Genomic DNA, 13,132 nt, shown 5'->3' on the forward strand with positions numbered 1-13,132 from the left:
TCGCCCGGCAAGGCTTGCCCACCCCTCGGGGTTCGGGCAAACTCTGCCGCCGCCAGCGCCCAGACAAGGAAAACGCCATGCACGCCATCATGCTCAAGGCCAAACTGCACCGCGCCGAAGTCACCCATGCGGTGCTCGACTACGAAGGCTCCTGCGCCATCGACGGTGAATGGCTGGACCTCGCCGGCATCCGCGAGTACGAACAGATCCAGATCTACAACGTCGACAACGGCGAGCGCTTCACCACCTACGCCATCCGTGGCGAAAACGGCTCGCGCATGATCTCGGTCAACGGCGCCGCCGCGCACAAGGCCAAAGTAGGCGACCGGGTCATCATCTGCGCCTACGCCCACTACAGCGAAGCCGAGCTGGCCAACTTCAAGCCGCGCATGCTCTACATGGCACCCGGCAACGAGCTGAGCCACACCAGCAACGCCATACCGGTCCAGGTCGCCTGAACCCTGACCCGCTAGACTGAAAGCCCGGAACACTCCGGGCTTTTTCGTGTTCATAACCAAGTTGATTGCTTGAAGGCACGCCATGAACCACCACCTGAACCCCCTCGACGTCACCCAACTGCCCAGCTGGGGCGCGCTGTCCGCGCACCGTGAGGAGCTGGCCGGCTTCAAGATGCGCCAGGCCTTCCAGGAAGACGGCGAGCGCTTCAAGCGCTTCACCCTCAGCGCCTGCGGCCTGCTGCTGGACTTCTCCAAGAACCTGATCCGCGAAGACACCCTGGCCCTGCTGGTGAAGCTGGCCGAGGAAGCCCAGCTCGGCGAAGCCATCAAGGCCATGTTCCAGGGCGAGGTGATCAACGCCTCCGAGCGTCGCCCCGTGCTGCACACCGCGCTGCGCCGCCCCATCGGCGACAAGGTGCGGGTGGACGGCAAGGACGTCATGCCCGAGGTGCACCGCGTGTTGCACCAGATGACCGAGCTCGTGGGCTACGTGCACAACGGCCTGTGGCGTGGCTATACCGAGAAACCCATCACCGACGTCGTCAACATCGGCATCGGTGGCTCCTTCCTCGGCCCGCAACTGGTTTCCGAGGCGCTGCTGCCCTTCGCCCAGAAAGGCGTGCGCTGCCACTACCTGGCCAACATCGACGGCAGCGAATTCCGCGAGCTGGCCTGCAAGCTCAACGCCGAGACCACGCTGTTCATCGTCTCCAGCAAATCCTTCGGCACCCTGGAAACCCTGAAGAACGCCCAGGCCGCCCGCGCCTGGTACCTGGCCCAGGGCGGCAGCGAGGAAGAGCTCTACCGCCACTTCATCGCCGTTTCCAGCAACAAGGAAGCGGCCATGGCCTTCGGCATCCGCGAGGAGAACATCTTCCCGATGTGGGACTGGGTGGGCGGCCGCTACTCGCTGTGGTCGGCCATCGGCCTGCCGATCGCCATGTCCATCGGCATCTCCAATTTCAAGGAGCTGCTGTCCGGCGCCTACAGCATGGACCAGCACTTCCAGACCGCATCCTTCGAGCGCAACATCCCGGTGATCCTGGCCCTGCTGGGCGTCTGGTATGGCGACTTCTGGGGCGCCCGCAGCCACGCGATCCTGCCCTACGACTACTACCTGCGTAATTTCACCGACCACCTGCAGCAGCTGGACATGGAATCCAACGGCAAGACCGTGCGCCAGGACGGCAGCCCGATCACCGCCGGTACTGGCCCGGTGATCTGGGGCGGCGTCGGCTGCAACGGTCAGCACGCCTACCACCAGTTGCTGCACCAGGGCAGCCACCTGATCCCCGCGGACTTCATCGTCCCGGTCTCCAGCTACAACCCGGTCGCCGACCACCACCAATGGCTGTTCGCCAACTGCTTGTCGCAGAGCCAGGCGATGATGCTCGGCAAGTCCCGCGAGGAAGCCGAGAACGAGCTGCGCGCCAAGGGTCTGGACGAAGCCGAGGTGCAGCGCCTGGCACCGCACAAGGTCATCCCCGGCAACCGCCCCAGCAACACCCTGGTGATGGAACGCATCAGCCCCCGTCGCCTGGGCGCGCTGATCGCCATGTACGAACACAAGGTCTACGTGCAGAGCGTGCTCTGGGGCATCAACGCCTTCGACCAGTGGGGCGTGGAACTGGGCAAGGAACTGGGCAAGGGCGTCTACTCGCGCATCGTCGGCAGCGAGGAAACCCCGGCCGAAGACGGCTCCACCCAGGGCCTGATCGACTTCTTCCGCGGCCGTCACCGCGGCTGATGCCGGCGCCGCACCCGGCCCCGGGTGCGGCGCCTCTCCTCCTCGCCGCTAGCGGCAGAAGCGCTGGCGGTACTCGCTCGGCGTCACTCCCAATCCCTGCACGAACGCCCTCCTGAGGTTGTATTCGTTGATGAAGCCGGTGCGTTGCGCCGTGCGCTTGAGCGATGCCGCCCCGTCCTCCAGCAACCGGCAGGCCGCCTCCAGGCGCATCTGGAACAACAGGCGCGCCGGGCCGATCCCCAACTCCTCCTTGCAGTGCCGGTGCAGGGTGCGTGACGAGACCGCGACGGCCGCCGCCATCGCCTCGATATCCAGGTCCTCCTGCAGGTGCTCGCGCAACCACGCCGAAAGCCGCTCCACCAGCCCACCCGGAGGGGCCTGCTGGGCCAGCAACTCGGCGCTGAACTGACGCTGCCCGCCCGGCCGTCGCAGGTACACCACCAAGCCTCGGGCCACCTGCAGGGACACCTCGCGCCCCAGGTCCTCCTCCACCAGGCTCAGGCACAGGTCGATGCCCGCCGTGACACCCGCCGAGCTGTAGAAGGCGCCGTCGCGCACGAACAGCGCGTCCTCCAGTACCCGCGTTCGCGGTAGCAAGCGCTGCAACAGCGACGCATAGCGCCAGTGGGTCACCACCTGGCGCCCCTCCAGCAGCCCGGCGCGGGCAAGCAGGAAGGCACCGGTGCACACCGAGCAGCAGCGCCGCGCCACGCCGGCTGCCGCCACCAGCCAGGCGGCGAGCGCGGCCGCCCCCATCGCCCGCTGCACGCCATGGCCGCCGGCCACCAGCAGGGTGCAGCCCACCAGCTCGTCCACGGGTGGCAGCGCCTCGGCCTGCAGCTGCAAGCCGGTGGAGGAGCTCACCAGGCCGGGCTCCAGCGCCACGGTACGCAGGCGGTAGGGCCGCATCGCGCCCGCCGGCAACTGCTCGCCCGCGGCCGCGAAGACCTCGGCGGGGCCGGTGGCATCGAGCAGTTGGAAATCGGTGAAGACCAGCAGCACCACAAGATGCGGCGCCGGTTCGTCGGCAATGGTCATGGGCACCTCGCGGGCCATCGCAGCGCTGAGAAGGATTGGCGGATTTTCATCCATGCCTGTCATTCGCGCCAGAGACGGGTGCCTCACACTGGGCCAGCCCCCCATCGACAAGGACCCTTTCCATGATCCGCCTCGCCTGGCTACTGCTCGCCGGCCTCACCCTTGGCCACCCCCTGCCCTCGCTCGCCGATGAGGACCCCGACCGGCTCCCCGCCTACCAGCAGCGCTTCGACCGCGAGCGCCCGCTGGTGGCGGTGATCGGCGAGAACGGCATGACCGAGCTGGTGGACTACGTCATCCCCTACGGGTTGCTTTCCCGGTCCGGGGTCGCCGAGGTCGTCGCACTCTCCACGCGCCCCGGGGCGATGCAGATGATGCCGGCGCTGCGCCTGCTGGCCGATGCCGATATCGACGCATTCGACCGCCGCCACCCCGAAGGCGCCGACTACGTGATCGTGCCGGCGGTGCACCACAGCGACGACCCGACGCTGCTGCGCTGGGTCAGGCAGCAAGCCGACAAGGGCGCGACCCTCGTCGCCATCTGCGACGGCGTGCTGGTGCTCGGCAACGCCGGGGTGCTCCAGGGGCGCCGCGCCACCGGCCACTGGTATTCGCGCAGCCAGCGCGAAGGCGACTTCCCCGACACCCGCTGGGTGGATGACCGCCGCTACCTGGCCGACGGCAAGGTGATTACCACGGCGGGAGTCAGCGCCGCCCTGCCCGCCACCCTGGCCCTGGTGGAGGCCATCGGCGGCCGCGACAAGGCACGGGCGCTGGCAGGAGAAATCGGCCAGCCGGGCTGGTCGTCACGGCATGACGGCACCGGCTTCCAGCTCGGGGCGGGCGGCTACCTGACGGCCGCAGGCAACCTCCTCGCCTTCTGGAGGCACGAGGAACTGGGCCTGCCGGTGCAGCCGGGCGTGGACGAGATGGCCCTGGCCCTGCGCGCCGACGCCTGGTCGCGGACGTTCCGCTCCGAGGCGCTCGCCCTGGCCGAGACGGCCGAGCCGATCCGCACCCGCAACGGCCTGGTCCTGCTGCCCGAGCCCGTGCAGGGGCACCCGGGCATCACCCGCCTGGACGAGGACGACGCACTGCTGGCCCAGCTCTTCGACAGCACCCTGGCGGCCATCGCCGACCGCCACGGCCAGGACACCGCCGACCTGGTGGCGCGCCAGCTGGAATACGCGCCAGGCCTGAACGAATGATTCCACGGGGGGTTCAAACGCCTTGCGAAGCCGCCACTTGAACCGAGCAACTGCTTGGGTGCACCCTAGCCGGCACCGCGGTAACACAAGAACAAGGACCCCGCCTCATGTACGAAATCAGCCTTCATGCCGTGCCCGATGAGGTGCGCAAGCGCGCCTTCATCGACAACGACGCCTACCTGCGTCTCTACCAGCAGTCCGTGGACAACCCCGAGGAGTTCTGGAGCGAACAGGCCACGGCGTTCCTCGACTGGTTCAAGCCCTGGGACCGGCTGCACAGCAGCGACCTGCGCCAGGGCCAGGCCGAGTGGTTCAAGGGCGGCAAGCTCAACGTCAGCTACAACTGCATCGACCGCCACCTGGAGAAACGCGCCGAACAGGTCGCCATCATCTGGGAAGGCGACAACCCCACCGAGTCCGCGCAGATCACCTACCGCAAGCTGCACCAGCACGTCTGCCGCCTGGCCAACGTGCTCAAGGCGCGGGGCGTGAAGAAGGGTGATCGCGTGTGCATCTACATGCCGATGATCCCCGAGGCGGCCTACGCCATGCTCGCCTGCTCGCGCATCGGCGCCGTGCATTCGGTGGTGTTCGGCGGTTTCTCCCCCGACGCCCTGCGGGACCGCATCCTCGACGCCGACTGCCGCGCGGTGATCACCGCCGACGAAGGCGTGCGCGGCGGCAAGTACGTGCCCCTGAAGCAGAACGTAGACAAGGCGCTGAAGGACTGCCCGGACGTCTCCACCGTAGTCGTGGTCGAGCGCACCCAGGGCGAGATCGCCTGGGTCGAGGGCCGCGACATCTGGTACCACGAGGCCCTGCGCGGCGCCTCGGACGAGTGCGCACCGGAATGGATGGACGCCGAGGACCCGCTGTTCATCCTCTACACCTCCGGCTCGACCGGCAAACCCAAGGGCGTGCTGCACACCACCGGCGGCTACCTGCTGGGTGCGGCGATGACCCACAAGTACGTCTTCGACTACCACGAGGGCGACATCTACTGGTGCACCGCCGATGTCGGCTGGGTCACCGGCCACAGCTACATCGTCTACGGCCCCCTGGCCAACGCCGCCACCACCCTGATGTTCGAGGGCGTGCCCAGCTACCCCGACGCCTCGCGCTTCTGGCAGGTGATCGACAAGCACCAGGTGAACATCTTCTACACCGCCCCCACCGCCCTGCGCGCCCTGATGCGCGAAGGCGACGCGGCCGTGCGCAGCACCTCGCGTGCCAGCCTGCGCCTGCTCGGCAGCGTCGGCGAGCCGATCAACCCGGAAGCCTGGGAGTGGTACTTCCACGTCGTCGGCGAGAAGCGCTGCCCCATCGTCGACACCTGGTGGCAGACCGAGACCGGCAGCATCCTCATCACCCCGCTGCCCGGTGCCACGGCACTCAAGCCCGGCTCAGCCACCCGCCCCTTCTTCGGCGTGCAGCCGGTGCTGCTGGACGAGCAGGGCAAGGAAATCGAAGGCGCGGGCTCCGGCGTGCTCGCCATCAAATCAAGCTGGCCGAGCCAGATCCGCAGCGTCTACGGCGACCACAAGCGGATGATCGAAACCTACTTCTCCGCCTACCCCGGCTACTACTTCACCGGCGACGGCGCACGCCGCGACGAGGACGGCTACTACTGGATCACCGGCCGCGTCGATGACGTGATCAACGTCTCCGGCCACCGCATCGGCACCGCCGAGGTGGAAAGCGCCCTGGTGCTGCACGACGACGTGGCCGAGGCCGCGGTGGTCGGCTACCCGCACGACGTCAAGGGCCAGGGCATCTATGCCTTCGTCACCACCATGAAGGGCGTGGAGGCCAGCGACGAACTGAAGAAGGAACTGCTGGCCCTGGTCGGCAAGGAAATCGGCAGCTTCGCCAAGCCCGACCTGATGCAATGGGCGCCCGGCCTGCCGAAGACCCGCTCAGGCAAGATCATGCGCCGCATCCTGCGCAAGATCGCCTGCAACGAGCTGGACAGCCTGGGGGACACCTCCACCCTGGCCGACCCCTCGGTGGTCGACAGCCTCATCGACAAGCGCTTGAACCAGTAGATAAAGCTTGAAACCGGGAGCTGGAAGCCTGAAGAATCCCCAGGCGCCAGCTCCCGGCCTGCCTCGAACGCCTGACGATGGAACTCCTACGTACCCGCATCGAAAGCCAGATACTCAGCCTCACCGGTGCCTCCCTCGGGCAGATCGACCTGGAGAACCCCAAGGGCGATCCCGGCCTGTTCGGCCCTAACTCCATGGCCTGGAAAGTTCATGGCGACTTCACCTCGATGATGATCGGTGGCATCAGCGCGCTGCTGCTGCAGATGTTGCACCCCCTCGCCCTGGCCGGCGTGTGGGACCACTCGAACTTCCGCCAGGACATGCTCGGTCGCCTGCGCCGCACCAGCCTGTTCATCTCCGGCACCACCTACGGCAACACCCGCGATGCCGAATGGCTGATCGACAAGGTGCGCACCATCCACCTGCAGGTGGTCGGCAGCGCGCCCGACGGCCGCCCCTATGCGGCCAGCGACCCGGACCTGCTCACCTGGGTGCACGTCGCCGAGGTCAGCAGCTTCCTCGGGGCCTACCTGCGCCACCTCGACCCAGCGATGCCCGGCGCCGACCAGGACCGCTACTACGAGGAAATCGCCCTGGTGGCCGAACGCCTGGGTGCCCGCAACGTACCCAAGTCGCGCCAGGCCGTCGCCGACTACCTGGAGGCCATGCGCCCGCAGATGCTCTGCGACGAGCGCACCCTCGAAGTGGTGCGCCTGCTGCGCGATGCCCCAGCGCCCAGTGCCCTGGCCAAGCCCTTCGGCAACCTGATGATGCAGGCCGGCATCGAGCTGCTGCCCACCTGGGCCATGACGATGCTCGGCCTGCGCCTGCCCGATTGGCAGCGCCCCCTGATCCGCGCCGGCGTACAGCGCACAGCACCGATGCTGCGCTGGGCCCTGCGCAACGGCGCCTCCAGTCGCGCACGCCGGCGCATGGGCCTGCCCACCCGCTGAGTGGCTGGCCGGTCACTCGGCCCTGTGCGACCATCGCCCACTTTCCGGTCATGACCTGAACCGAACCCCAGCCTCGAGGACAGAAATCATGCAAGACGTCGTCATAGTCGCCGCCACCCGCACCGCCGTCGGCAGCTTCCAGGGCTCGCTGGCCAACATCCCCGCCCCCGAGCTGGGCGCCGCGGTGATCCGCCAGCTGCTGGCCCAGACCGGCCTCGACGGCGCCCAGGTGGACGAGGTCATCCTCGGCCAGGTGCTCACCGCCGGCTCCGGCCAGAACCCCGCGCGCCAAGCCGCCATCCTCGCCGGCCTGCCCCACGCCGTGCCGGCCATGACCCTGAACAAGGTCTGCGGCTCCGGCCTCAAGGCCCTGCACCTGGCGGCCCAGGCGATTCGCTGCGGCGACGCCGAGGTGATCATCGCCGGCGGCCAGGAAAGCATGAGCCTCGCCCCCTACGTCATGCCCGGCGCCCGCACCGGCCTGCGCATGGGCCACGCCAAACTGGTCGACACCATGATCCAGGACGGCCTGTGGGACGCCTTCAACGACTACCACATGGGCATCACCGCCGAGAACCTGGTGGAGAAGTACGGCATCAGCCGTGAAGCCCAGGACGCCTTCGCCGCCGCCTCCCAGCAGAAGGCCTGCGCGGCCATCGAGGGCGGGCGCTTCAAGGACGAGATCACCCCCATCCTGATCCCGCAGAAGAAGGGCGACCCCATCGCCTTCGCCACCGACGAGCAGCCCCGTGCCGGCACCACCGCCGAATCCCTGGCCAAGCTCAAGCCGGCGTTCAAGAAGGACGGCAGCGTCACCGCCGGCAACGCCTCCAGCCTCAACGACGGCGCCGCCGCCGTGCTGCTGATGAGCGCCGAAAAAGCCAGGGCCCTGGGCCTGCCGGTGCTGGCGCGCATCGCCGCCTACGCCAACGCCGGCGTCGACCCGGCGATCATGGGCATCGGCCCGGTCTCGGCCACCAGGCGCTGCCTGGAAAAGGCCGGCTGGAACCTCGGCGAGCTGGACCTGATCGAAGCCAACGAAGCCTTCGCCGCCCAGGCCCTGTCCGTGGGCAAGGAACTGGGCTGGGATGCCGAGAAGGTCAACGTCAACGGCGGCGCCATCGCTATCGGCCACCCCATCGGCGCCTCCGGCTGCCGCGTGCTGGTGACCCTGCTGCACGAGATGATCAAGCGCGATGCGAAGAAGGGCCTGGCGACCCTGTGCATCGGCGGCGGCCAGGGCGTGGCGCTGGCGATCGAGCGCTTTTAGTGGGTTACCGCGTACGCGGGAATGACGGTGCATGAGGGACGTCCCGCGCACCTCGTCACCCCCGCGAACGCGGGGGGCCGCTGAAACAGAACGAGGGCTATTTAGTGGGTTCCCGCATGCGCGGGAATGACGGTGGATGAGGGAAGCCCCGTGCACCTTGTCACCCTCGCGAACGCGGGGGCCCACTGAACAGCCCCGCCCGCTTTGCTAAACTGCGCGACCTTTCCTGTACCTGCGAGACGCCGCGCATGCCTTCCAACCTCCCCCAGGCGCTGCGCGCCGCACTCGATGCCCGCCAGCCCCTGCTCGCCGAGCTGCATGCGCAAGGCACCGACTGCTATCGCCTGTTCCACGGCAGCCAGGAAGGCGCCTCCGGCCTGACCATCGACCGCTACGGCCCGCAACTGCTGGTGCAGAGCTTCCACCAGACGCTGCAACGGGACGAACTGCTGCAAGCCGTCGCACAGGTGCAGGAACGACTCGGCGAGCCACTGCTGCCGGTCTACAACGACCGCTCCCAGGGCAACTCGCGCATCGATCGCAGCGACACCGTGTACCAGGCCGAGCCGGACGCGCTGGTCGACCTCGTCGGCCACGAGTGGGGCCTGAACTACCGGGTACGCGGCCGTCATCCCGGCCAGGACCCGCTGCTCTTCCTCGACCTGCGCAACGCCCGCGGCTGGGTAAAGCGCCACGCCGCCGGCAAGTCGGTGCTCAACCTCTTCGCCTACACCTGTGGCGTCGGCCTGGCTGCCGCAGCGGGCGGGGCCAGCGAGGTGTGGAACCTCGACTTCGCCGAGGGCAACCTGGCCGTCGGCCGCGAAAACGCTGCGCTCAACCCCGGGCTCACGCCCATGCGCTTCGTGCAATCGGACTACTTCCCCGCCATCCGCCAGCTCGCCGGCCAGCCCATCGCCCGCCGCCACGGGCAGAAATTGCCCAGCTACCCACGCCTGGAACAGCGCCGCTTCGACCTGGTGTTCCTGGACCCGCCGGCCTGGGCCAAGAGCGCCTTCGGCACCGTCGACCTGCTGCGCGACTACCAGAGCCTGCTCAAGCCGGCGATCCAGGCCACTGCCGAAGACGGCACGCTGATCTGCTGCAACAACCTCGCGAAGGTGGACATCGAGGACTGGCGCGAGCAGGTGCTGCGCTGCGCCAGCAAGCTCGGCCGACCGGTGCGGGAGTGGGAACAGCTAGCGCCGGCGAGCGACTTCCCCTCCCTCGATGAGCGCCCTCCGCTGAAGACCCTGGTGCTGCATTTCTGAAGCGAGAACCGCCCAACGAAACCACCCGCAACCGTCTGTCGGAACCTTGCGGCCGTGCCATACTCCAAGCCACCTCCGCCGGGATAGTCGACGCCTCACCATGCACAAAGGATTGAAACGCGCCATCAGCGCCTTGCTGATCGTCATCGCTCTCTACAGCCTGCTCGGCTTCCTGATCATCCCCGGGGTCGCCCTTCGCGTGGTCAACCAGCAACTGGCCCAGTACGCGAAGGTCCCCGCACGGCTCGAGCGCATCCAGCTCAACCCCTTCAGCCTCGAGCTGACCCTCTGGGGCCTGCACATCGGCGAAGCGGGCAAGGAGCAGATCGGCTTCCAGCGCCTGCACGCCAACCTGCAGCTCGACAGCCTGTGGACCGGGGCCCTGCACCTGGCCGAGGTGGAGCTGGAGAAGTCCACCACCGAAGTGCTGTTCACCAAGGACGGCACGCTCAACCTGAGCCAGCTGTTCCAGGTCCCGCCCAGCGAACCCAAGGCCGAGGAGCCCGCCAGCGACCCGTTCCCGCTGCGCATCGACAGCGTGCGCCTGGTCGAAGGCGGCCTGCACTTCCAGGACCTGCGCCCGAGCGACGCCATCGAGTTCGTCTACGACTCGCTGAACCTCGAACTGAAGAACCTCAGCACCCTTCGCGACGACAACACCGACATGCTGCTGGTCGCCACCGGCCCCTATGGCGGCCGCATCGACTGGCAGGGCAGCCTGAGCCTGGTGCCCTTCGCCTCCAGGGGCGAGCTCAAGGTCACCGACGGCAACATGAAGGCCTTCTGGCCCTATGTGCGCGACGCGGTGCCCCTGGCGCTGGAGAAGGGCACCATCAGCCTCGCCACCCAGTACCACCTGAGCCTGGCCAAGGGCACCGAACTGAAGCTGGAACAGACGGCGATCAAGGTCGCGCCCTTCGCCATCAAGGCCCCGGACGGGCGCCCACTGGTCAACCTTGAGAGCCTGGAAGTCAGCGAAAGCTCGCTGGACCTCGCCAAGCAGCAGGTGGTGGTCGGCAAGATCCGCAGCCAGAACCTGGAGACCTGGGCCGCCCGCGAAGCCGATGGCCAGCTGGACTGGCAGAAGCTGTTCGCCGGCGACGCCAAGGCCCCGGCGAAGGAGACCCGGCAAGAACCGGCAGCGAAGGACGCGAAAGCCGCCGAGCCCGCCCCGGACGCCCAGCCGGCCCAAGCCAGGCAGGAAGCCCCCGGCAAGCCCTGGCAGGTGCTGCTGCGCGACACCCAGCTGCGCGGTTACAAGGTGCACCTGGCCGACCGCGTGCCGAAGAGCCCCGTGCAAATCGACGTCGGCCCGCTGAACCTCGACCTCAAGGACTTCGACAGCCTGGGCGAGTCGCCCTTCCAGCTGGCGGTGGACACCGGCCTCGGCAAGCAGGGCAAGCTCAAGGCCGAAGGCCAGGTGCAGCTCAAGCCGACCACCGCCAAGCTGAAGGTGGAGACCCGCGACATCGACCTGCGCGTGGCCCAGGCCTACATGGAGCCCTTCGTGCGCCTGGAACTGCGCAGCGGCATGCTCGACAGCAACCTCGACGTCGCCCTGACCGGCACCGAGCCCCTGGCACTGACCATTACCGGGCGCGCGCTGGTCAACCAGCTGCACACCCTGGACACGCTCAAGGAGCGTGACTTCGTCAAATGGCAACAGCTTCTGGTGGAGGGCCTGGCCTATCGCCATGGCGAGAGCCTGTCCATCGACAAGGTCGGCATCAACCAGCCCTACGCACGCTTCATCATCAACGAGGACCTGACCACCAACGCCAGCGACCTGGTGATCAAGCAGCCCGCCGCCCCCAACGCCAAGCCCGAGCCCGCCGGCAAGCCACTGGACATCCATGTCGGCGCGGTGAGCATCAGCAACGGTTCGGCCAACTTCGCCGACTTCAGCCTGACACCCAACTTCGCCACGGCCATCCAGCAGCTCAACGGCGAGATCGGCACCCTCGACACCCGCACCCGGACGCCGGCTACGGTCGACATCAAGGGCAAGGTCGACCGCTACGCCCCGGTCACCATCAAGGGCAGCCTGACCCCCTTCGACCCGCTGGAATCCCTGGACATCGCCACCAGCTTCAAGCGCGTCGAGCTGACCACCCTGACCCCCTACTCCGGCAAGTTCGCCGGCTACCGCATCCGCAAGGGCCGCCTCAATCTCGACCTGCACTACCAGATCGAGAAGGGCCAGTTGAAAGCGCAGAACCGCCTGGTGCTGGAACAGCTGCAACTGGGCGAGCAGGTCGACAGCCCGGATGCGGTGGACCTGCCGATCAAGCTGGCGGTGGCGCTGCTCAAGGACACCGAAGGCAAGATCGACATCGAGCTGCCGGTCGCCGGCAACCTCAAGGACCCGCAGTTCAGCGTCGCCCCCATCGTCTGGCAGACCCTGCGCAACCTGGTGCTGCGCGCAGCGCAGGCGCCGTTCAAGTTCGTCGCCGGGCTGGTGTCCGGTGGCGGCGACCAGGACCTCAGCAATGTCCCCTTCGCCGCCGGCAGCAGCGAGCTGTCCGCCGACGCGCAAGGCACCCTGGACACCCTTGCCGCCGCGCTCAAGGAGCGCCCGGCGCTGCGCCTGGAAGTCGAAGGCATGAGCGCCATGTCCAGCGACGGCCCGCTGCTCGCGGCCCAGCGCCTGGAGCGCGAATACCAGAGTACCTACTACAAGATCGCCCAGCGCCGTGGCGACAAGGTGCCCGCCGAGCCGGCCCAGCTGGAAGTGCCGGAAGGCGAGAAGCCGCCGATGCTCGAAGGCATCTACCGCACCCGCCTCAAGCAGCAGCCGCCCGCCGAATGGAAGGACCTCGGCAGCGACGAGCGCACGGCGAAGATGCGCGAGGCGGTGATCGGCTCCTGGGCGCAGAGCGAGCTGCTGCTGCGCCAGCTGGCCCAGGCCCGCGCCGCCACTATCAAGGACTACCTGGTGGACCGTGGCGGCCTGCAGGACGAGCGCGTGTACATGCTCGACGTCAGCCTCGGCGAGGCGGACGCGGACGGCAAGGTCGACACCCCCCTGCAACTGGGCAGCGAATAGCTGCCCGGGCCCCTGGAATTCCCCCTCTTTCCCTCTGTCCAAGCGGCTGTGTTGCACGAGTTTTCGTGCGGCACCCGGCCCTGCTGACAGCCGCGCCAC

General features: G+C 68.0%; 9 protein-coding genes. 8 read left to right on the plus strand and 1 reads right to left on the minus strand.

Annotated elements, in window-relative coordinates:
* The first annotated feature begins 77 nt into the window (after window positions 1-77).
* Both panD and pgi read left to right on the plus strand, forming a co-directional pair.
* Entirely contained in the window at window positions 78-458 is a 381-nt protein-coding gene (gene panD / locus HSX14_RS26385; RefSeq protein WP_003457244.1) for an aspartate 1-decarboxylase, read from the plus strand.
* Between the two features lie 82 nt (window positions 459-540).
* Window positions 541-2,205 (plus strand): glucose-6-phosphate isomerase, encoded by a 1,665-nt coding sequence (gene pgi / locus HSX14_RS26390; protein ID WP_111260147.1) that lies wholly within the window; start codon window positions 541-543, stop codon window positions 2,203-2,205.
* A 48-nt stretch (window positions 2,206-2,253) separates the two neighbouring features.
* On the opposite strand, the gene HSX14_RS26395 is transcribed toward pgi, so the two are convergent.
* Window positions 2,254-3,243: a GlxA family transcriptional regulator gene (locus HSX14_RS26395; RefSeq protein ID WP_173179162.1), complete on the minus strand. Its 990-nt coding sequence runs from the start codon at window positions 3,241-3,243 to the stop codon at window positions 2,254-2,256.
* A gap of 122 nt (window positions 3,244-3,365) precedes the next feature.
* Between HSX14_RS26395 and HSX14_RS26400 the strand changes: the two genes are divergently transcribed.
* The 6 genes from HSX14_RS26400 (at window position 3,366) to HSX14_RS26425 (ending at window position 13,033) form a co-directional block, all read left to right on the plus strand.
* Complete coding sequence (locus HSX14_RS26400) at window positions 3,366-4,451, plus strand: DJ-1/PfpI family protein (RefSeq protein ID WP_173179160.1); 1,086 nt, start codon at window positions 3,366-3,368, stop codon at window positions 4,449-4,451.
* A 107-nt stretch (window positions 4,452-4,558) separates the two neighbouring features.
* Window positions 4,559-6,496 carry an acetate--CoA ligase gene (gene acs, locus HSX14_RS26405; protein WP_173179158.1) on the plus strand — a complete coding sequence of 646 codons (1,938 nt, stop codon included), beginning with the start codon at window positions 4,559-4,561 and terminating at the stop codon, window positions 6,494-6,496.
* Between the two features lie 77 nt (window positions 6,497-6,573).
* Window positions 6,574-7,449 carry an oxygenase MpaB family protein gene (locus HSX14_RS26410; RefSeq protein WP_173179156.1) on the plus strand — a complete coding sequence of 292 codons (876 nt, stop codon included), beginning with the start codon at window positions 6,574-6,576 and terminating at the stop codon, window positions 7,447-7,449.
* A gap of 88 nt (window positions 7,450-7,537) precedes the next feature.
* Entirely contained in the window at window positions 7,538-8,719 is a 1,182-nt protein-coding gene (locus tag HSX14_RS26415) for an acetyl-CoA C-acetyltransferase (protein WP_175384283.1), read from the plus strand.
* A gap of 248 nt (window positions 8,720-8,967) precedes the next feature.
* Window positions 8,968-9,987: a class I SAM-dependent rRNA methyltransferase gene (locus HSX14_RS26420; RefSeq protein WP_173178954.1), complete on the plus strand. Its 1,020-nt coding sequence runs from the start codon at window positions 8,968-8,970 to the stop codon at window positions 9,985-9,987.
* Between the two features lie 100 nt (window positions 9,988-10,087).
* Window positions 10,088-13,033 (plus strand): DUF748 domain-containing protein, encoded by a 2,946-nt coding sequence (locus HSX14_RS26425; protein WP_173178956.1) that lies wholly within the window; start codon window positions 10,088-10,090, stop codon window positions 13,031-13,033.
* The last annotated feature ends 99 nt before the right edge of the window (window positions 13,034-13,132 follow it).

Source organism: Pseudomonas tohonis (genome assembly GCF_012767755.2).
Classification (GTDB): domain Bacteria; phylum Pseudomonadota; class Gammaproteobacteria; order Pseudomonadales; family Pseudomonadaceae; genus Metapseudomonas; species Metapseudomonas tohonis.

Coding starts and splice junctions, on each gene's coding strand:
- HSX14_RS26425 (WP_173178956.1), top strand. CDS start 10,088: ATGCACAAAGGATTGAAACGCGCCATCAGCGCCTTGCTGATCGTCATC.
- HSX14_RS26400 (WP_173179160.1), top strand. CDS start 3,366: ATGATCCGCCTCGCCTGGCTACTGCTCGCCGGCCTCACCCTTGGCCAC.
- panD (WP_003457244.1), top strand. CDS start 78: ATGCACGCCATCATGCTCAAGGCCAAACTGCACCGCGCCGAAGTCACC.
- HSX14_RS26415 (WP_175384283.1), top strand. CDS start 7,538: ATGCAAGACGTCGTCATAGTCGCCGCCACCCGCACCGCCGTCGGCAGC.
- acs (WP_173179158.1), top strand. CDS start 4,559: ATGTACGAAATCAGCCTTCATGCCGTGCCCGATGAGGTGCGCAAGCGC.
- HSX14_RS26395 (WP_173179162.1), bottom strand. CDS start 3,243: ATGACCATTGCCGACGAACCGGCGCCGCATCTTGTGGTGCTGCTGGTC.
- HSX14_RS26420 (WP_173178954.1), top strand. CDS start 8,968: ATGCCTTCCAACCTCCCCCAGGCGCTGCGCGCCGCACTCGATGCCCGC.
- pgi (WP_111260147.1), top strand. CDS start 541: ATGAACCACCACCTGAACCCCCTCGACGTCACCCAACTGCCCAGCTGG.
- HSX14_RS26410 (WP_173179156.1), top strand. CDS start 6,574: ATGGAACTCCTACGTACCCGCATCGAAAGCCAGATACTCAGCCTCACC.